At 64.8% G+C, this 19,735-nt stretch carries 21 protein-coding genes; 18 read left to right on the top strand and 3 right to left on the bottom strand.

Features of this window, described 5'->3' with window-relative positions; all coding sequences use genetic code 11:
* Positions 1–15: 15 nt before the first annotated feature.
* Positions 16–1,887, bottom strand: a complete 1,872-nt coding sequence (locus ACYQ0L_RS12445) for an ABC-F family ATP-binding cassette domain-containing protein (protein WP_459789563.1) — start codon at positions 1,885–1,887, stop codon at positions 16–18.
* Between the two features lie 92 nt (positions 1,888–1,979).
* On the opposite strand from ACYQ0L_RS12445, the gene ACYQ0L_RS12440 reads away from it, so the two are divergent.
* From ACYQ0L_RS12440 to ACYQ0L_RS12360, 17 genes are all read left to right on the top strand, one after another.
* The gene (locus ACYQ0L_RS12440) at positions 1,980–2,246 is read left to right on the top strand and encodes a hypothetical protein (protein ID WP_459789562.1); all 267 of its coding nucleotides are present in this window, start codon (positions 1,980–1,982) and stop codon (positions 2,244–2,246) included.
* 150 nt (positions 2,247–2,396) lie between these two features.
* A complete protein-coding gene (locus tag ACYQ0L_RS12435) occupies positions 2,397–2,903 on the top strand; it encodes a 2Fe-2S iron-sulfur cluster-binding protein (RefSeq protein WP_459789561.1) in 507 nt (168 codons plus the stop codon).
* A complete protein-coding gene (locus ACYQ0L_RS12430) occupies positions 2,900–3,886 on the top strand; it encodes an FAD binding domain-containing protein (protein ID WP_459789559.1) in 987 nt (328 codons plus the stop codon). Before ACYQ0L_RS12435 ends, ACYQ0L_RS12430 begins: the two co-directional genes overlap by 4 nt.
* Entirely contained in the window at positions 3,883–6,072 is a 2,190-nt protein-coding gene (locus ACYQ0L_RS12425) for a xanthine dehydrogenase family protein molybdopterin-binding subunit (protein WP_459789558.1), read from the top strand. The genes ACYQ0L_RS12430 and ACYQ0L_RS12425 overlap by 4 nt, the downstream gene beginning before the upstream one ends.
* On the top strand, positions 6,069–6,923 hold the full coding sequence (locus ACYQ0L_RS12420; RefSeq protein WP_459789557.1) for an XdhC family protein: 855 nt from the start codon (positions 6,069–6,071) through the stop codon (positions 6,921–6,923). Before ACYQ0L_RS12425 ends, ACYQ0L_RS12420 begins: the two co-directional genes overlap by 4 nt.
* On the top strand, positions 6,910–7,467 hold the full coding sequence (locus tag ACYQ0L_RS12415) for a nucleotidyltransferase family protein (RefSeq protein ID WP_459789555.1): 558 nt from the start codon (positions 6,910–6,912) through the stop codon (positions 7,465–7,467). Before ACYQ0L_RS12420 ends, ACYQ0L_RS12415 begins: the two co-directional genes overlap by 14 nt.
* A gap of 144 nt (positions 7,468–7,611) precedes the next feature.
* On the top strand, positions 7,612–8,310 hold the full coding sequence (locus ACYQ0L_RS12410) for a Crp/Fnr family transcriptional regulator (RefSeq protein WP_459789554.1): 699 nt from the start codon (positions 7,612–7,614) through the stop codon (positions 8,308–8,310).
* Between the two features lie 78 nt (positions 8,311–8,388).
* Entirely contained in the window at positions 8,389–10,065 is a 1,677-nt protein-coding gene (gene ccoN, locus ACYQ0L_RS12405; RefSeq protein WP_459789552.1) for a cytochrome-c oxidase, cbb3-type subunit I, read from the top strand.
* 10 nt (positions 10,066–10,075) lie between these two features.
* The gene (ccoO, locus tag ACYQ0L_RS12400; protein ID WP_459789551.1) at positions 10,076–10,822 is read left to right on the top strand and encodes a cytochrome-c oxidase, cbb3-type subunit II; all 747 of its coding nucleotides are present in this window, start codon (positions 10,076–10,078) and stop codon (positions 10,820–10,822) included.
* A complete protein-coding gene (locus tag ACYQ0L_RS12395) occupies positions 10,819–10,983 on the top strand; it encodes a cbb3-type cytochrome c oxidase subunit 3 (protein ID WP_459789550.1) in 165 nt (54 codons plus the stop codon). Before ccoO ends, ACYQ0L_RS12395 begins: the two co-directional genes overlap by 4 nt.
* Positions 10,973–11,884, top strand: coding sequence for a cytochrome-c oxidase, cbb3-type subunit III (ccoP, locus tag ACYQ0L_RS12390; RefSeq protein ID WP_459789549.1), 912 nt, complete (start codon positions 10,973–10,975; stop codon positions 11,882–11,884). The genes ACYQ0L_RS12395 and ccoP overlap by 11 nt, the downstream gene beginning before the upstream one ends.
* A 142-nt stretch (positions 11,885–12,026) precedes the next feature.
* Positions 12,027–13,454: a cytochrome c oxidase accessory protein CcoG gene (gene ccoG / locus ACYQ0L_RS12385; RefSeq protein ID WP_459789670.1), complete on the top strand. Its 1,428-nt coding sequence runs from the start codon at positions 12,027–12,029 to the stop codon at positions 13,452–13,454.
* A complete protein-coding gene (locus ACYQ0L_RS12380; RefSeq protein ID WP_459789547.1) occupies positions 13,454–13,897 on the top strand; it encodes a FixH family protein in 444 nt (147 codons plus the stop codon). Before ccoG ends, ACYQ0L_RS12380 begins: the two co-directional genes overlap by 1 nt.
* On the top strand, positions 13,894–16,014 hold the full coding sequence (locus tag ACYQ0L_RS12375; RefSeq protein ID WP_459789546.1) for a heavy metal translocating P-type ATPase: 2,121 nt from the start codon (positions 13,894–13,896) through the stop codon (positions 16,012–16,014). The genes ACYQ0L_RS12380 and ACYQ0L_RS12375 overlap by 4 nt, the downstream gene beginning before the upstream one ends.
* Complete coding sequence (ccoS, locus tag ACYQ0L_RS12370; RefSeq protein ID WP_459789545.1) at positions 16,011–16,193, top strand: cbb3-type cytochrome oxidase assembly protein CcoS; 183 nt, start codon at positions 16,011–16,013, stop codon at positions 16,191–16,193. Before ACYQ0L_RS12375 ends, ccoS begins: the two co-directional genes overlap by 4 nt.
* Positions 16,180–16,410, top strand: coding sequence for a hypothetical protein (locus ACYQ0L_RS12365; RefSeq protein WP_459789543.1), 231 nt, complete (start codon positions 16,180–16,182; stop codon positions 16,408–16,410). The genes ccoS and ACYQ0L_RS12365 overlap by 14 nt, the downstream gene beginning before the upstream one ends.
* A 12-nt stretch (positions 16,411–16,422) precedes the next feature.
* On the top strand, positions 16,423–16,698 hold the full coding sequence (locus ACYQ0L_RS12360; protein ID WP_459789542.1) for a hypothetical protein: 276 nt from the start codon (positions 16,423–16,425) through the stop codon (positions 16,696–16,698).
* A gap of 54 nt (positions 16,699–16,752) precedes the next feature.
* Here ACYQ0L_RS12360 and ACYQ0L_RS12355 read toward each other — a convergent pair whose 3' ends face one another.
* Complete coding sequence (locus ACYQ0L_RS12355) at positions 16,753–18,066, bottom strand: radical SAM protein (protein WP_459789541.1); 1,314 nt, start codon at positions 18,064–18,066, stop codon at positions 16,753–16,755.
* Positions 18,067–18,250: 184 nt separating this feature from the next.
* Here ACYQ0L_RS12355 and ACYQ0L_RS12350 point away from each other — a divergent pair, with 184 nt between their 5' ends.
* Positions 18,251–18,919: an OmpW/AlkL family protein gene (locus tag ACYQ0L_RS12350; protein ID WP_459789540.1), complete on the top strand. Its 669-nt coding sequence runs from the start codon at positions 18,251–18,253 to the stop codon at positions 18,917–18,919.
* A gap of 20 nt (positions 18,920–18,939) precedes the next feature.
* Here the strand turns inward: ACYQ0L_RS12350 and ACYQ0L_RS12345 are convergent, their stop codons facing one another.
* Positions 18,940–19,656, bottom strand: coding sequence for a Crp/Fnr family transcriptional regulator (locus ACYQ0L_RS12345; protein ID WP_459789538.1), 717 nt, complete (start codon positions 19,654–19,656; stop codon positions 18,940–18,942).
* Positions 19,657–19,735 lie beyond the last annotated feature (79 nt).

Below are 19,735 nucleotides of genomic sequence, written 5' to 3'. Positions count from 1 at the left end.
CACGCGCCGAGCGCGCTAGCCCTGCTCGATCGCTTCGAGCTCGCTGCAGGCGGCCAGCCAGGTTTCTTCGGCTTTGGCCAGAGTATCGGCGGCTTCGGCGCGCTGCCTCAGGAGCTCTTCCATCGATACCCCGTTCTGCGCAGGCGGCACTCCGCTGCGTTCGAGGATCAGCGCATCGAGCTTTTCGACATCGGCGGTCAGGCGCTCCACCTTCTTCTCCGCCTTGGTCAGCTCCGAGCGCGCGAACTGCGCCTGTTTCTGGGACTTCGAGCCGCGTGCGGCGTTTGATTTGCCGTTGCCGCCGCCGCTCCGGTCTTCCTTGGGCTTCCGGCCGAGAACGAAATCGATGTAATCCTGCATGCTCCCGGCATATTCGCGCGCCGTCCCGCCATCGACCAGGATGAGCCGGTCCGCCGTCAGTTCGACCATGTGGCGATCATGGCTGATGAGAATGACGGCCCCGGAATAGTCGTTGAGCGCCTGGATCAGCGCCTCGCGTGCGTCGACATCGAGGTGGTTGGTCGGCTCATCGAGGATCAGCAGATGCGGCGCATCGCGCGTGATCAGTGCCAGCGCCAGCCGCGCGCGTTCCCCGCCCGATAGCTTGTCCACCCGCTGCTGCGCGCGGGGACCTGAGAATCCGAACCGACCCAGCTGCGCACGGACGGCACCCTGCGAGGCACCATCCATCGCGCGGTTCATCAGGTCCAGCGGCGTGTCTTCGCCGGCCAGTTCTTCCACCTGATACTGCGTGAAATAACCGACCTTCAGCCGACCGGGCGCGTTGACCTCGCCTTCCGCCGGGGCGAGCTGCGACGCGAGAAGCCGCGCCATCGTGGTCTTCCCGTTGCCGTTGCGTCCCAGCAGCGCGATGCGATCGTCGGCCTCGATGCGGAAGTTCAACCGTTTCAGGATCGGCGGCGCTTCGCCATAGCCCACCGCCGCCTGCTCGAGGGTGATCATGGGGGAGCGCATCTCTTCCGGGTCGGGGAAGTCGAAGCTGAGGCTCGGGTCCTCCATCAGCGCCGCGATCGGCTGCATCTTCGCCAGCATCTTGGCGCGGGACTGCGCCTGCTTGGCGGTCGAGGCGCGGGCGCTGTTGCGCGCGACATAGTCCTGCAAGCGCGCCCGCTGCGCGTCCTGCGAAGCCTTGGCCGCCGCCAGCTGCGCAGCGCGTTCGGCGCGCTGCTTCTCGAATGCGTCATACCCGCCGGGATAGAGCGTCAGCTGGCCGCCCTGCAGGTGCAGGATATGGTCGACCACCTTGTTCAGCAGGTCGCGCTCGTGACTGATCACCACCAGTGTGGCGGGGTAGGACTTGAGGAAGTTCTCGAGCCACAAAGTCGCTTCGAGGTCGAGGTGGTTCGAAGGCTCGTCCAGCAGCAGGATGTCGGGTTCGGAGAAAAGGAGCGCGCCCAGCGCGATGCGCATTTTCCAGCCACCCGAGAAGCTTTCCACCGGGCGCTGCTGCATTTCCTCGTCGAAGCCCAAGCCGTTCAGGATCTTGGCCGCCCGCGCGGGAGCGCTGTAGGCATCGATCGCGAGCAGGCGATCATGGACGTCGCCCATCCGGTCCATGTCGGTGCAGGTCTCGAGCTCTTCCAGCAGCTGCGCGCGCTCTGTCGCGGAGGCCAAGACGACCTCCTCCGGGGTCATCGTCCCGCTGGGCGCTTCCTGCGCGATATAGCCGATGCGCGAGCGCGACGGCTTGCTGACTTCGCCTTCGTCCGGCTCGATCTCGCCGATCAGCGCTTTCATGAGGGTGGACTTGCCCGCACCGTTGCGACCGATCAGGCCGACGCGCGCGCCCACGGGCACCGTCGCACTGGCGCGTTCGAGAATTGGCCGGCCGCCAAGCCGCACTGTGACACCGTCGATGGTAAGCATGCGCGCGCCCCTACCAGCCTATTCACGCTGTGCCCAAAGAAAATGGGAGCCGCGTCGTTTGCACGCTGCTCCGGGTGCGCTAGCGCTGCGGAATGGAGATGCAAGACCTGCTGCTGCGCTATTTCGGAACGCCCGATCTGGCCGAAGTCGATCCCGTTGCGCTGCCCGCGGGTATCGATCGCATGCGCGTCGACTTCGGGCTGGAGCGCGACCGGGGAAAGCGTTTTGCTCTGTGGACGCTGCTCTACATGCTCGACGCAGCCCCGGATCTGGACGTCGCCTTCAAGGACCCCGACGACCGCGAGGCGGCCCGCAACATGATGGACATGATCGCGAGCAGCACGCCAGACGATTCCTGAGGGAGACTGCCAGAAGGCAGTTTCCGCAAACAGGCCGTCTGGCGCCCTGCACCATCCCGGCCCACCTGCCATGCGCCCCTCTGGTAGGAAGTTCATGTTCTCTGGACACTTTTCACGCGCCGATGGTTGCATCCGAAAAGGGAGGCCGATTTGGCTCGAACAATCTCCGTCAACGGGTCAACGCACGCCGTTCCCGAAAACCCGCAGGTCTCGCTGCTCGACTATCTTCGGGACGACCTCGACCTCAAAGGGACCAAGAAGGGCTGCGACCACGGCCAGTGCGGAGCATGTACCGTCATCGTCAACGGCGTCAGGATCAACAGCTGCCTCTCGCTCGCAGTGATGCACGACGGTGACGAGGTGACCACGATCGAAGGGCTCGGCACTCCGAACGCGCCGAGCACGATGCAGCAGGCGTTCCTCGAACATGACGGCTTCCAGTGCGGCTACTGCACGCCGGGCCAGATCTGTTCGGCGACCGCGATGCTCGACGAGATCGCCGCCAACTGGCCCAGCGATGCAAGCGAGACGCTGGAAGGCGAGATCGCCATGTCCGGCGAGGAAATCCGCGAGCGGATGAGCGGCAACCTGTGCCGCTGCGGCGCCTATGCCAACATTGTCGCCGCTATCCGCGACGTTGCGGAGAAAAGCGCATGAAGCCCTTTGCCTATACCCGGCCAGACTCGCTCACCCACGCGGCGCAAATCGTCAGCGATGATACCGCGATGATGATCGCGGGGGGGACCAATCTGGTCGACCTTATGAAGCTGCAGGTGGAAACACCAGGTCAACTGGCCGATATCAATCGCATCGGTTTCGCCGAAATCGACGATCTGGATGGCGGCGGCCTTTCGATCGGCGCGCTGGCGACCAATACGGAAACGGCGGTGCACGCAAGGGTGCGGTCAGACTACCCGGTCCTTGCCCGCGCAATCCTTGCCGGTGCGACCCAGCAACTGCGCAACAAGGCGACCACCGGCGGCAACCTGTGCCAGCGCACCCGGTGCTTCTACTTCACCAATATCGACCAGCCCTGCAACAAGCGCGATCCCGGCAGCGGCTGCGGCGCGATCGACGGCATCGCGAAGCTCCATGGCGTGCTCGGGACCAGCGATCAGTGCATCGCGACCTATCCCGGCGATATGGCGGTGGCGATGAGCGCGCTCGACGCGCAGGTTCAGATCGCCTCTGCCGATGGCGCAAACCGGACCGTTCCGGTACGTGACTTCCACTGCCTTCCCGGCGACACGCCGTGGATCGAGAACGTCCTCGAAGCGGGTGAGGTCATCACCGCCGTGACGCTACCGCCGCCGGTCGGCGGAACGCAGATCTATCGCAAGGTGCGCGAACGCTCTTCCTATGCCTTCGCGCTCGTGTCGATTGCGGCCATCGTAGAAATGAAGGACGGGGTATTCTCGCGCGCCGATCTCGCGTTCGGCGGGCTCGCCCACAAGCCGTGGCACGATCCGCGCATTGGCGAAGTGCTGGTCGGCAGCACACCGTCCGCACAGTTGTTCGACAAGGCCGCAGACACGCTTCTCGAAGGAGCGCAGGGATTCGGCGAAAACGACTTCAAGATCCCACTGGCCCGGCGAACGCTTCATGCCGTCCTCGAGCAAGCAACGCAGGAGGCCGCATGACCGTGCATTTCAAGCAGGACGAGCCCGACACGTCCAACCGCCTCGACGGCATGGCCCAGGGCGTCATCGGCAAGGCGATGCCCCGTCTCGACGGCATGGCCAAGGTCACCGGCACCGCACCCTATGCAGCCGAATACCCGATCGAGAATTGCGCCGAAGGCGTGCTCGTCACCTCCACCATCGTGCGCGGTGAAATCACCCGGATCGACAAGGACAGCGTCCTGTCAATGCCCGGCGTGATCGCGGTGATCGACGACCCGCGCCTGACCACGCGCGCGGCACAGGGAACAGCCGGCGAGGCGCCGCAGCAGGCCCCGCGTACCGTGTGCTACTGGGGCCAGCCCATCGCGTTGGTCGTGGCCGAAACCTTCGAGGAGGCGCGCGACGCGGCCAAGCACATCGTGGTCGAATATCGCGAGGAGGACGGCGCACCGCTCGATCCTGCGACCGCCGAACGCGAGGAGCAGGAGGACGAGACGGTTCACCAGGGCGATCTGGCGCATGCAATGGCCAGCTCTGCCCACTCGGTCGATGTCACCTGCACCACCAAGGGCCATGCTTCGGCCGCAATGGAACCCCATGCCGCCATCGCCGAATGGGACGGCGAGAAGCTGACCGTCCATGCATCGCTGCAGATGCCCAACTACAACATCTCCGAACTCGCGGATTCGCTCGATCTCGACGAAGAAAAGGTCCGCCTCGTCTCTCGCTTCGTGGGCGGGGGCTTCGGATCGAAGCTCGGCGTGAGCGAGGACGTCGTTGCCGCGTCTGTCGCCGCGATGGAACTGGAGCGCCCGGTCCGGGTGGTGATGTCGCGCCAGCAGGTGTTCCAGTGCATCATGCGCCGCTCCGAAACGACGCAACGCCTGCGTCTCGCCTGTGACGCGGACGGCAAACTGACCGCATTCGGCCACGAGGCGCTCGTTTCCAACCTGCCCGGAGAAACCTTTGCCGAGCCGGTTCTGCAATCCTCGCACTTCCTCTACGCTGCCGAGAACCGCGAACTGCTGCTCGAAGTGGCGCGTATCCATCAAATGACGGCCGGATCGGTCCGTGCGCCGGGTGAGGCAGTGGGTATGCCCGCGCTGGAAAGCGCAATGGACACGCTTGCCGAGGAAGCCGGGATCGACCCCGTCGAATTGCGGCTCAGGAACATTCCCGATCGGCACCCGGAAGAAGACCTTCCCTTCTCCTCGCACAAGCTGGCGGAATGCCTCAAAACCGGCGCCGAAGCGTTCGGCTGGGACTCCGGCCCCCGCAAGCCGCGCCAGCGCCAGGAAGGCGAATGGTGGGTGGGCACCGGCATGGCGAGCGCGGCGCGGGTCCACAACGTGGGCGAAGCCAAGGCGCGCGTGACGCTGAAGTCCGACGGCACTGCGGTGGTAGAGACCGATATGACCGATATCGGCACCGGCACCTACACGATCCTGGCACAGATCGCGGGCGAGATGCTCGGCCTGGATCCGGCAAAGGTGCTGGTGGACCTAGGTGATACCGATCATCCGCGAGGGCCGGGGTCCGGCGGAAGCTGGGGCGCGGCATCGAGCGGCTCCTCGGTTTATGTCGCGTGCAAGGCGCTGCGCGAGGAACTGGCGAAACGCGCCGGCGTGGAAGAGACCGCGCTGGAACTGTCCAACGGTCGCACATCTGACGGGCAGTCGCTGACCGACTTGCTGGACGGCAAGGACCTCGCCCGCGAAGGCCATTACGAGCCGGGCGATATCGCCGACGATTACACCGCTTCGGGCTTCGGCGCCTTCTTCGCGCAGGTTCGCGTCAATCGCTTTACCGGCGAAACGCGCGTCGACCGCATGCTCGGCGCGTTCGGCTTCGGCCGCGTGCTCAACCAGACGACCGCGCGCTCGCAATGTCTTGGCGGGATTACGTGGAGCATTGGCCTTGCGCTGACCGAGGCGCTCGAATTCGATCCGCGCGACGGTCACCTCGTGAACTGCGACCTCGCCGAGTATCACGTGCCCGTCCATCGCGACGTGCCCGACCTCGACGTCGTTATGGTCGAAGAACGCGACCCTGCGGCCAGCCCGATCCAGGCCAAGGGTATCGGCGAACTGGGCATGTGCGGCGGGGCGGCGGCGATCGCCAGTGCCATCTACAACGCCAGCGGAGCCCGCCTGTTCGACTATCCGATGACCCCGGACCGCGTGCTGGCGGCCATGCCCGAATGATGGAGACGCTGCCCGCGAAACCGGGAGAACTGACGGAGGACCATGCGGCGCTGACCGCGGCGACGAAAGCGGGCGTCGGCCTGTGCACGATTGTCGGGATAGAAGGCAGCTTCTCCCGTCGTCTGGGCGCGCAACTGGCGGTCCTCCCCGACGGGAGTACGATCGGTTCGCTCGCCGACGGATGCCTTGAATCGCAACTGGCTTCCGACATGCGCCGCCTCGATAGGCCAAGGGTCGTGCGATACGGGCGCGGATCTGCGAAGATCGACTTCCGCCTGCCCTGTGGCGGCGGGCTCGACATCCTCCTCGATCCCGCACCAGACCGCAGCGCCTGTAGCCGCGTGTCGGACTTGCTCGCGGACCGGCGGCCGGCTGGCTTGGCGCTGCCGGAGATTTCTCCGCTTGCGGAGCGCCGCTTCATCCCGCCGCTGGCGGTCGCGGCTTTCGGCGAAGGGCCGGAGCTGGAATCCTTCGCCTCCCTCGCCACCGCAATGGGCATTGCGGTTCAACGCGCGGACAAGGACGGGCTGACACTGGGCCAGCGCGCGAAGGCGTGTCGTTTCGATCGGTGGACGGCCGCCCTGTTGCTGTTCCACGACCACGAGTGGGAGCTGGCCCTGCTTGAACAGGCGCTCGAAAGCGAAGCGTTCTACATCGGCGCGCAGGGCGGCGAGAATGCGCGCATCGCGAGGGCACTCGCGCTCGCCGGGCGCGGTTTGGCCGAGGAGCAGATCGCACGCATCCGCAGCCCGGTAGGGCTGATCCCATCGTGCAAGACTCCCGCGACACTGGCGCTGTCCGCTCTCGCGGAGATCGTTGCACAGTACGAGCGGTTGCTTGACGCCGCTTGACCCATCGATCGCGCTCGTCCTGCTCGCCGCGGGTCGCAGCCGGCGTTTCGGAAGTGACAAGCTCACGACCCGGTTTCAGGGCAAACCGTTGTGGGAATGGGCGGCGGAGGCGGCGGAGAGCGCGGGCTTCGTGAGCCGCTATCTGGTTGTCGGCGATCATTCTTGCCTCCACGCACCGCGCGGGTGGCACACGGTCCTCAATCCCGAAGCGGGCCGGGGAATGGGCTCCTCGATCGCTGCCGGAATCACCGCAGCATCCGGTCACCAACGCGCCGTCATCGCGCTCGCCGACATGCCGAACATCGAGGCGGGTCATCTTCGCATGCTTGGGGAAGCCAGCGGCGCACTCTTCACGCGTCAGGCGGATGGAAGCGCAGGCACGCCGGCGGCATTCGATCGGGAAAGCTTCGCGCAATTGCAAACCCTGACGGGCGACAAGGGCGCGCGCAGCCTCGAGATTTCGCGCGCAGGCTGCGTCGAGCCGCGTGGCGACAGGATGCTGCTCGATATTGATCGGCCTGCCGATTTGGCGCGGGAAGATTAGGCCGCCAACGCGGGCTGAAGAATCGACGACCTTGCCATCGACACGCGGCGCTTTGGCACCGGGGGCCCTCGGCACACATTGATACAGATCAAGGAAGCACGTCCGCCTTCGGGGTACTCCCTCCCCGTCAGGAAAGGACACCCAATGAACTTCCCCGATCTCTTCGACGAGTTCGCGACTCGCGCGCTCCCGCCCGAGCTGGCCGACGCGGCCATTCTGCGGTTGCGGCACAACGCTTTCGCGGCGGATCTGGCGGCAGGGAAGCGGCTCGATCTCGATCCGCAGCGCGCTTTCTACGTGTTCGTCGGCTCGGGAGCATGCAAGCTTTCCGCCTTCGTTTCGAGCGAGCGCGAACAGATCCTGAGCTTCCACTTCCAAGGCGACATCGTGCAGGTTCCCGCGCAGGGCCGGTATGGCTTCGCGCTCACCGCGCTTTCCGCCTGCGAAGCCCTCGCCATCCCGACCGACAGCCTGTCCAAGGCGGGGCCGGAGAATTTCGCGATGCTCAAGCTGGCCTCGCGCGAGACCGAGAATGCCCTCGCCAAGAGCAGGGAAACCTCGATCATTCTGGGCCGCCGTTCGGCACAGGAACGGGTCGCCTCCTTCATTCTCGGCATCCATGATCGCCTTGCGGCCGATGCCGACCAGGATGCCTGGCTGGACCTGCCGATGTCGCGCAGCGAGATCGCCGATTGCCTGAGCCTGACGATCGAAACCGTCAGCCGGCAGTTCAGCGAACTGCGCGATCTCGGGCTGATCGAAACCGAAGGGCGCTCGGCCCTGCGGGTCCTGGACCGGCAGGGTCTGTCCCGCTGTGCCGGCGAACTTCCAGTGGCGGCATAAAATTCCAGCAAATTGATCTCGATCAATGCGGCGTGGTTCGCGCCGTCCTAGTCGGCCCGCAAACAGAAGGGGCAATCCATGAAAATCGAAGCAGCGCTCACAAGGGCAATGCTGTGGTTCCTCCTGCTTCTCTTGGCGCTGGCAGCCGCTGCCACCGCCAGGGACGCGGGATTCGCGGCACATGCGGTCATCATCGCAGTTATCTCGTTCGCCATGATCTGGATCACCGCGGGGCGGTTCGATCCGATCGCGGGCGGACGCAGTTTCTTCAAGATGCCCGACACCCCGTCGAAATATGACGACGAGATCATCCGCTGGGGTGTGATCGCGACCATGTTCTGGGGCGTCGTGGGTCTTCTCGCAGGCGTTTTCATCGCTTCGCAGATGGCCTTCCCGTGGCTCAACGTGGAACCCTATCTGAACTTCGGGCGGCTGCGCCCGCTGCATACCTCGGCGGTGATCTTCGCCTTCGGCGGCAACGCACTGCTGGCGACGAGTTTCTACGTGGTGCAGCGCACCTGCCGCGCACAGCTGGCGCTACCCAGCCTCGCGCGGTTCGTGTTCTGGGGTTACCAGCTGTTCATCGTGCTCGCGGCAACCGGCTATGTCCTGGGCGTCACGCAGTCCAAGGAATATGCCGAGCCCGAATGGTACGTGGACCTGTGGCTGACCATCGTGTGGGTCGCCTATCTGGCGGTGTTCGTCGCCACGCTGCTCAAGCGTAACGAGCCGCATATCTACGTCGCCAACTGGTTCTACCTCGCCTTCATCGTGACCGTCGCGATGCTGCACGTGGTCAACAACCTTGCGGTGCCCGTCAGCTTCCTCGGCTCGCGCAGCTACAGTGCCTTTGCAGGCGTGCAGGATGCGCTGACCCAGTGGTGGTACGGGCACAACGCGGTCGGCTTCTTCCTGACTGCCGGCTTCCTGGCGATGATGTACTACTTCGTGCCCAAGCAGGCCGAACGCCCGATCTACAGCTACCGCCTGTCGATCATCCACTTCTGGTCGCTGATCTTCCTCTATATCTGGGCCGGTCCGCACCACCTGCATTACACCGCGCTGCCCGACTGGGCGCAAACACTGGGCATGGTGTTCTCGATCATGCTGTGGATGCCGAGCTGGGGCGGGATGATCAACGGCCTGATGACCCTGAACGGGGCGTGGGACAAGGTCCGCACCGATCCGATCATCCGCCTGATGGTCATGGCGCTCGCCTTCTACGGGATGAGCACCTTCGAAGGCCCGATGCTGTCGATCAAATCGGTCAACAGCCTCAGCCACTACACCGACTGGACGATCGGCCACGTGCACTCGGGTGCACTGGGGTGGAACGGGATGATTACCTTCGCCTGCGTCTACTACCTCGTGCCACGCCTTTGGAGCAAACAGCGGATGTACTCGCTGCGGATGATCAACTGGCACTTCTGGCTCGCGACCGTCGGCATCGTTTTCTACGCCGCGAGCATGTGGGTGGCAGGGATCACCCAGGGCCTGATGTGGCGCGAATACGGCGCCGACGGCTACCTGGTGAACAGCTTCGCCGACACCGTAGCCGCGCTGCACCCGATGTTCATCATGCGGATGACCGGCGGGCTGCTGTACCTCTCGGGCGCTCTGGTGATGACGTTCAACATCTGGATGACGCTGTCGGGCAAGCTGCGCGACGAGGCTCCGATGACCGAAACGCCGTACGACGCGGACAAAGACAAACCGATTGTCGGCACCCGGCCCGAAACCGTGCCCGCCGAATAGGACCTGATCGATGAGCCTGACAGAGCAACACAAGAAGCTGGAGCGCAATATCACGCTCCTCGCCGTAGCAACCTTCGTCACCGTGGCGATCGGGGGGGCAGTCGAAATCTCGCCCCTGTTCTGGATCGACAACACGATCGAGGAAGTCGAAGGCGTCCGCCCCTACAGCCCGCTGGAGCAAGCGGGGCGCGACATCTACATCCGCGAAGGCTGCTATTCGTGCCACAGCCAGATGATCCGTCCGTTCCGCGATGAGGTGGAGCGTTACGGGCACTACTCGCTGGCGGCCGAGAGCATGTACGACCACCCCTTCCAGTGGGGGTCGAAGCGGACCGGGCCCGATCTGGCGCGCGTGGGTGCACGCTATTCCGACGAATGGCATGTCCAGCACCTGACCGACCCGCAGAGCGTGGTGCCCGAAAGCATCATGCCCAAGTACGGCTTCCTTGCAGAACGCGACCTGAAGATCACGGACGCGGACGCCATGCTGGGCACGCTCCGCACGGTCGGCGTTCCCTATGGCGATCGCGACGTCGAAATGGCGCAGGCCGACCTGTTCGCGCAGGCCGATCCCGACGTCGACGCGGGCGATCTCGCAGAGCGCTATCCCAAGGCCCAGATCCGGGACTTCGACGGCGATCCCGACCGCGTGACCGAGATGGATGCGCTGATCGCCTATCTCCAGATGCTCGGCACCCTTGTCGATTTCGAAAGCGGCGCCCCGCTCGAGGAGCTGGCTGAGGAGACGGGCCGATGACCTTCTACGAAGAGCTGCGGCACTTTGCGGACAGCATCGGTCTGGCTGCCATGCTGTTCGTCTATCTCGGCCTGTGTCTGTGGCCATTCCGGCCCGGCGCCCACAAGCGCGTCGACAACGCGGCCCATAGCATTTTCAAGGATGAGACCGATGGCGAATAAGCACATCGACGAGGCGACCAACACCGAAACCGTCGGCCACGAGTGGGACGGGATCGAGGAGCTGAACACGCCGCTTCCGCGGTGGTGGCTGTGGACGTTCTTCCTCACCATCATCTTCGCGATCGTCTACGTAATCCTCTACCCGGCCTGGCCGATGATGGAGAAGGCGACCGACGGTGTGCTCGGCTGGTCGAGCCGCGGCGAACTGGCCGAGGAAATGCGCGTTGCCGATCAGGCACAGGAAGGCTTCCGCGAACAGCTCGCCAAGACGCCGATCGAACGACTGCCCGATGACGGCGAGCTGATGGCCCGCGCGGTTGCCGGCGGACAGGCCGCCTTCAAGGTCAACTGCATCCAGTGCCACGGTTCGGGCGGCGCGGGCGATCAGCAGCTCGGCTACCCCAACCTCAACGATGACGCCTGGCTGTGGGGCGGCGACCTGAGGGCCATCGAATATACCATCACGCATGGCATTCGCTGGACCGAAGACGACGAGACCCGATTCAGCCAAATGCCGCCGTTCGAAGGCGCGCTCGACCAGACGCAGCTCGACGACCTGATCGACCATGTCCTGTCGCTCAGCGGCAAGGCACAGCCCAATGCTGCCGGTGCGCAGCTGTTCGCCGACAATTGCGCCGCGTGCCACGGTCCGCAGGGCAAAGGCGGACGCGACGTGGGCGCGCCGAACCTCAGCGATGCGATCTGGCTGCGCGGCAGCGATCGCGAGCAGCTGCGCAGCCAGATTCTCAATCCCAAAATGGGTGCGATGCCTGCCTGGCATGAACGGCTGGACCCGGTCACGATCAAGATGCTGGCAGCTTATGTCCATTCGCTCGGGGGAGGCGAAGACTTCGTAGAGGTCGCAGAGGATCCCGAGGTGGAGGTCGATGAACAACCCTGACCAACCCGAAGGCGACCGGCGCGACTGGTCGGTCATGACCGAAGACGGGCTTGCCAAGACGAACGAGCCCGTCTCCAGCGCGGTGGCCGAGCCGGGTGCGACAACCCGGCGGCACGAACCGCACGAGCCCCCGCGTACGCAGATGCCGGAAAAGCTCTACGAAAAGCGCAAGGCGGTCCATAACAAGCGGATCGACGGACCTTTCCGGCGCTTCAAGTGGTTCGTCATGTTCGTCACCCTGGCGATCTACTACGTCACGCCGTGGATTCGGTGGGATCGTGGCCCCTTCGCACCCGACCAAGCGGTGCTTGTCGATCTGGCCAATCGCCGTTTTTACATGTTCGGCATCGAAATCTGGCCGCACGAATTCTATTTCGTTGCGGGCCTGCTCATCATGGCGGGGATCGGGCTGTTCCTCGTCACCAGCGCGGTCGGGCGCGCATGGTGTGGCTATGCCTGCCCGCAGACCGTCTGGACCGACCTGTTCCAGCATATCGACCGTTTCGTCGACGGGGATCGCAACGCGCGCGCCCGGCTCGACAAGGCGCCGTGGGGCCCCAAGAAGATCGCCCGGCGACTTTTCAAATGGTCGATCTATCTCCTGATCAGCCTCGCCACGGGCGGCGCGTGGATTCTCTATTTTGCCGACGCGCCGACGCTGTTGTCGGACTTTTTCACGCTCCAGGCTCCGACCGTCGCCTACGCCACCGTCGGCATCCTGACGCTGACCACCTTCACGCTGGGCGGCTTCATGCGCGAACAGGTGTGCATCTACATGTGCCCCTGGCCCCGCATCCAGAGCGCGATGCTCGACGAGAAATCGCTTATCGTCACCTACAAGGACTGGCGCGGCGAGCCGCGGGGCAGCCTGAAGAAGTCGCGCAAGGACCCCGAGCATTTCGGCGACTGCATCGACTGCAACCAGTGCGTCGCGGTGTGTCCGACGGGGATCGACATCCGCGAAGGGCCGCAGATCGGCTGCATCACCTGCGCACTGTGCATCGATGCCTGCGACAAGGTGATGAAGGATATCGGCCGCCCGCGCGGGTTGATCGATTACGCGACGCTCGAAAGCTGCCGTGAGGAAACGCTCGGCCATGAACCCAAGCCTGCGTGGAAGGCGCTGCTTCATCCGCGCACCTTCATCTATTTCGGCGTCTGGGGCGGTATCGGTGCCGGGCTGCTCTTTGCGCTGGGCACGCGGACGCACACCGATCTGACCGTCTCGCCCGATCGCAATCCGCCCTTCATGCTGATGAGCGATGGTTCGGTCCGCAATTCCTACACGCTCAAGCTGCGCAACATGGAAAGCCGCCCGCGCGAAATGGAAGTCGCGATCGAAGGCCTGCCCGGCGCGCTGCTGTGGTCGGACACGATCAACCGGGACGAAGCCGCCCCGATCCAGACCTTCAACGTGCCCGCCGACCAGATCCGTACGGTTCGCGCGTATGTCGTCGCGCCGAGCGATACGACGTCGCGCGAGTTCACCTTCCGGCTGACCTCGCTCGACGAACAGCGCGAGACCGACTCGGTCGAGACACGCTTCGATGCACCCGCAGGAGGATCATGATGAACAAGTTCACCGGCAAGCACATGGCCGCCGTTATGGTCGGCGGCTTCGGGATCGTGATCGCGGTCAATTTCTACATGGCCTCGCTGGCCACGAGCGGGTTCGGCGGGGTCGTGGTCAAGAACTCCTATGTCGCCAGCCAGAACTACAACCAGTGGCTCGAAGAGGCGCGAGAGCAGGAGGCGACAGGCTGGACAATGTCCGCCACCCGCGAGCCGGACGGAGCGATTGCGGTCGCCACCGAAGGCGCCCCACAGAGCGCCGAACTTTCCGCAGTTGCGCGCCGTCCCCTCGGTGAGCGCGGCGTCCGAGCGCTCCCGTTCGTTCGCGACGGCGAAAATCGCTTCGTGTCGACCGTTCCCCTCGATGAAGGCCGCTGGACGCTGCGGCTCGCTCTGGAGGATGGCGCTCGCAAGCGGATCATCGAGGCTGAAATCCAGTGAACGTCTCCCTCGCCATCGATCGCGAGAATGCCCTGCCGCTTGTGCAAACCCGCCTGACGATCCCGGGCATGCACTGCGCAGGATGCATCGCAAAGGTGGAACGCGGACTGCTTGCCCTCGACGGGGTCGACGCGGCGCGCGTCAACCTCTCGGCCAAGCGGGTCACGGTCGATCATTTGCCGGGCATCGACGACCTCGATCTCGTTGTGGCCCTCGACCGCATTGGTTTCGAGGCGCAGGCGCTCGACGAAACCGCCGACCAGCGCGCCCCTCGCGATCGGGAGCTGACCAAGGCGCTCGCCGTGGCGGGCTTCGGCATGATGAACGTCATGCTTCTTTCGGTCAGTGTTTGGGCAGGTGCCGAAGGGCCGACGCGCGAGCTGTTCCACTGGCTCTCGGCGCTGATCGCCCTCCCCGTGATCGCCTACGCCGGGCGACCGTTCTTCGGCTCCGCACTCCGGGCGGTGCGCCGCGGCCGGACCAACATGGACGTGCCGATCTCGATCGGCGTCCTGCTCGCGACAGGCCTCAGCCTCTATGAAACCGCGACGGGCGGGGAGCACGCCTTCTTCGACGGCGCGACGATGCTGCTGTTCTTCCTGCTGGCGGGCCGCGCGCTCGATGCAGCGATGCGCAACCGGACCCGTGCGGGGATCGCCGCGCTGCTCAGCCGGATGGGGCGACACGCCAGTGTCCTGTCGCCCGACGGGTCGAGCAGGCGGGTTGACGCCGACGGGCTCGAGCCCGGTATGCTGATGCAGGTCGCAGCAGGCGAGGCGCTCGCAGCGGACGGTATGATCGAAGCGGGTGAAAGCGCGATCGACAACGCGATGCTCACCGGCGAAAGCGCGCCGGAAAACGTCGCGCCGGGCCAAGTGGTGCATGCAGGGGCGATTAACCTCTTCGAGCCGCTTCGGGTGCGTATCACTGCGGCCTCGCAGGATACCGCGATCGCGGAGATTGCCCGCCTGATGGAGGAGGCAGGGCAATCGCGCAGCCGCTACGTCCGCATCGCCGACCGCGCATCGCGCCTGTATGCTCCGGTCGTGCACAGTCTTGCGCTGCTGGCCTTTGCGGGCTGGATGATTGCCGGTGCGGGCTGGCACCAGTCGCTGGTCATCGCCATCGCCGTGCTCATCATCACCTGCCCGTGCGCCATGGGCCTCGCAGTGCCTGCAGCGCAGGTCGTCGCCTCGGGCGCGCTCCTCAAGAAGGGCCTGCTGGTGAAAGATGGCAGCGCGCTCGAGCGGCTGGCCGAGGCCGATATCGCGCTGTTCGACAAGACCGGCACGCTGACGCTGGGCGAACTTTCCGCCGACCTCTCGCAGGTGCCCGCCAGCGCCCTGCCCATCGCCCTCGGCCTTGCCCAGTCCAGCCGTCACCCGATCAGCCGGGCACTGGCCAAGGCCATCGACGCGCAAGCCGTTCAGCCTGCCGAGTTGCTCGAGCGGAAGGAAGTCGCGGGCGAAGGCGTGTTCGCACTCGCCGAAGGAGAGCGCGTAGCGCTCACCCGGCCGAGCGCCGATACGGGATCGACCGCGGTCGAACTAAGAATCGGGGCCCACAGCTGGACGATACCCTTCGAAGACCGTCTGCGACCCGATGCCCGCGCTGCGATAGAGCGGATCGGCGAAGCAGGCCTGGCAAGTCGGATCATCTCTGGCGACAGGGCCGCTGCAGTCGCCCATGTGGCCGAAGATCTGGGCATCGCCGGTGCCAGCCGCATTTCGCCGCAAGACAAGCTTGCCGAGCTCGAACGGCTCAAGGCCGAGGGTCATCGCCCGCTGATGGTCGGCGACGGGTTGAACGACGGGCCGGCGCTGGCAGCCGCGCATGTCTCGATCGCACCCGGCACCGCCAGCGATGTCAGCCAGCAGGCCGCCGACGCGGTGTTCGTGGGCGAACGGCTGATGCCGGTGGCCCTCGCGGTCATCGCGGCTCGCCGCACGATGCGGATCGTCCGCCAGAACTTCGGTTTCGCCATCGCCTACAACCTGTTCGCCATCCCGCTGGCCGTGTGCGGGCTGGTCACGCCGCTGGTCGCCGCCATCGCCATGTCGATCAGCTCGCTGGTGGTCGTGGCAAACTCGCTGCGCCTCGCAAGGGCCGCACGATGACCGGTCTGACCTTCTTGATCCCCATCGCTCTCGGGCTGGGAGCGCTTGGCCTGGTCGCCTTTTTCTGGGCAGTCGGCAACGGCCAGTTCGACGATATGGACGGAGCCGCGAACCGGATCCTGATCGATGACGAGCCAGAGGTAGGGCCAGATGAGGGGGCATGCGATGATGAGGCCTGAATGGCTCGCCCTGCTGGCATTCGTGCCCCTCGTCGTTGGCCCCGCGCCCGAGGGTAACAATGCGATCACCGCCGCGCTGTGCGGCGGCGGCACGATCACCATTCCGCTCGGGGAAGATGGCGACGATCAGCCGCCCCCGCAGTCTTGCTTCAAGGGGTGCCACGCCGGCACCTGTCGCAAGCGCTCGGGCAAATCGACCGATCTGGAGCTTACCTGAAGGAGTACGCCGATGCCGCTCTGGTTCTCTGGCGCCCTGCTGGGATCGTCTGCGACGCTCTACCTAACATGCGGCCTCTGGCTGCTGATGCATCTGCCCGATGCCGCACGCATTTTCTCTACGGGACAGAGCAGGGCTTTTGTCCGCGGCACGGGCAGGCAATTCGCCTCACCTGGCGCGGTATGGTTCGCGGTGCTCGTTTTTAACGGGGGCTGGATCGCCAGGGTGCTGCTGTGGGTCTTCGCGATCGCGGGCAATACGTGCGGCACGACTGGTACCGCTGGCTGAACGTACGAGAGCGGGCAGGCCGGTCCGACCCGGACCGGCCCACTTTCCCGATCGTTAAACCGCCGAGCTGAACTGGCGCGGGGAAACCGCGCGATAGTCGTCGAACAGCGCGGCGATCGTGCGGGCATAGGGCAGCCCGTCGGGTTCTATGCACAGCCATTCGCGATCGATCCGTGCCAGCTCGCGCTCGATGAAAGGCGTCAGCCGGGGCGAAACCTCGGCCAGCAAGCGCGCGCCTACGCGGCTGCGTCCGTCGCACAGCAAGCGTTCGATGATCGCCCCGCGATAGCGGTCGTCAGCCGTGCGCCGGATACCGCGATTGACGGTCAGTTGCCCCTCGCCCGCTTTCATCCGGTATCTACCGGCGTTTTTCTCGTTCTGCGCGAGCAGGCCGGGAAAGCTGCTGATGGCCGAACCACCCAGACCGATGAGAATCTCGCTGGGGTCGTCGGTGAAGCCCTGGAAGTTGCGTTTCACACGTCCGTCCAGCGCGGCGGTGGCCAGCGGATCGCTGCCCGCGAGGGCGAAGTGATCGAAGCCGACGGGCAAATATCCGTGCGTCAGGAAATATCCGAAACCGGCGGCGGCCATGTCGAAACGCGCCTTCCTGCCGGGCAGGTTGGTCGCATCGATCACCCGCTGACGCGGCACGATATGCGGCACATGCGCGTAGCCGAACAGTGCCACACGATCGGCGCCCAGCACGCGGGTGCGGTGCATGCTGTCCTCTAGGTCGTCCAGTGTCTGGCCCGGCAGGCCGTACATCAGATCGAAGTTCAGCGATCCGACCCCTGCTTCCCGCAGCCAGTCGACCGTCTGGACGATCAATTCTTCCGGTTGCACCCGGCCGATCGCTTCCTGGCAATGCCCGGCGAAGGTCTGCACACCAAGGCTGGCGCGCTCGACACCGACCGCCTCGATCACTCGCGCCCATTCGCCGGTCATCGTGCGAGGGTCGAGCTCTATAGAAAAGGTCGGATCATCCATCGCGAAATGGATTGTCAGCGCATCGACCAGCCGCAGGAATTCGACCGGCGCGATTGCATTGGGGCTCCCGCCGCCAAACGCGACCCGCCGCACGCGGGTCCCGCGCGGCAGCAGGGCGGCAACAGTCTCGATCTCACGGTGCAGCGCGCGCAGGTAACTTTCCAGGCGCTTGCGCTTGTTCGCCTTTCCGGTGTTGCAGCCGCAATAGTAGCAGATTTGCTCGCAGAACGGGATATGGAGATAGAGCGACACATCGCCCTCCACCCGTTCCAGCGCGGTGCGATAATGGCAGGCAGGCAGGACATCGAAGTCCGCCGCCGTCGGATAGCTGGTGTAACGCGGAACGGGCGTTTCCAGCAGGTCTGGATGATAAGGCCACATGCCCTCACCCTAACAATCGAACAGACAACGTCTTTGCGGTGGATCAAATTTCACACCGCACCGCGCTCTTTTCGGTTCTTGATCTGTGTCAATGCAGCTCCCCCGCGATGCGAGCAGTTCTTCATCCGTCGCTCGCAACGAGTGGCCGTATTAAACGACACGGAATTCTAGAAGGACCGAAGAGATGAAGAAACTGCTCGCCGCATTGCTTGTTGGGACCGCAGTTCTTGCAACGCCCGCTGCCGCGCAGGAAGACAAGGGCAATTTCCAGGTGAAGCTCCTGGGAACGGTCGTCTCGCCGGATGGCGAGATTACTTCGGTCAATGTCGATACTGTCGGCCTTCCCGCCGATACGCAGACCGAGGCAAACGACAATTTCGTCCCGACGATCGCCCTCGAATACTTTTTGAACGATAATTTCTCGGTCGAGACGATCTGTTGCATGACCCAGCACGATGTGGACGCGGTAGCCGGGCTGCCGGGGGCCGAACTGGTCGCCGATGCCAAGCTGATCCCGGCGACGGTAACCGGCAAGGCGCACGTCGATCTGGGCAGCCTGAAGCCCTATGTCGGGGCGGGCGTGACCTACTTTCTCTGGGTCGATGTCGATCCCGGTTCTGCGACGGTGCCGCTGGGCGTCACCAAAACCGACCTGTCCGACGAATTCGGCTTCGTGCTTCAGGCGGGCGTCGATGTGCCGCTGAACAAGAGCGGCCTGGGCCTGACCCTCGATGCGAAGAAGTACTTCGTGGGGACCACCGCGACCTGGTACGCCGAGGACACGCTGGCGATCGAGACCGAGCATGACCTCGATCCCTGGGTGCTGAGCGCCGGTTTCAGCTACCGGTTCTGACCCGCAATGCGGGGAGGTTGCTAGCTGGCCAGGTCTTCGAGTGCGAAGCGGTCTTCGATGGCGACCTCCCTGCGGTTGGGGAGAGACACGATCCCGGCTTTCTTGAGCTTGGTGAACTCGCGGCTGACGGTTTCGATCGTCAGCCCGAGTACGTCGGCGATCTGGCCGCGACTGAGCTGAAGTTCGAAAGTGCCACCCCGCACTCCAGCGGGTTCCTGCGCGGCCGTCCTCGAAGAAAGGTCGAGCAGGAAGGTCGCTACTCGCTGCTCCGCTGTCATCCGGCCGAGCAGCAGCATCCACTTGCGCGTGCGGTCGAGTTCGGAAAGCGTGCGCTCCAGCAGTTTGTGCTCGAGCTTGGGATGTTCGCGGGCGAAGCGGTCGAAATCGGCTCGCCGGAAAACGCACACGAGCACGTCGGTCAGCGCCTCGACCGAATAGGGTGTGGACTGGCCGAAGGGACGCCCGATGAAATCGCCGGGAAAGGCGATGCCGAGGATCTGTTCCTTCCCGTCGCTCGTGCTGCTCGACAGCTTCAGCAGGCCTTCGACGACATTGGCGACCACGACGGCCTCGTCGCCCTCCCACAGAAGGTTCTCGCCTGCGGTCAACTGCCGTCTTTGCCCGATCGCGTTAAGCGCGACGATCTCTTCATTGTCGAGATCGCCGCAGATCGCGCGATTGCGGACCGTGCAGGCGTCGCAGAAATTGGTGCTGCGGTGGAGGATTGCTTCGTTCATGTGTCCGGCGGCCCATAGCTTAGTCGGCGTTCCGGGTGAAGTCGTGCAATTCTCCGCCGCCAATCCATCGCAAGATCCG

The organism is Alteriqipengyuania triglochinis, assembly GCF_054655655.1.
The sequence above is the reverse complement of the archived record's forward strand: the minus strand, read 5'-3'. Positions and strand labels throughout refer to the sequence as shown.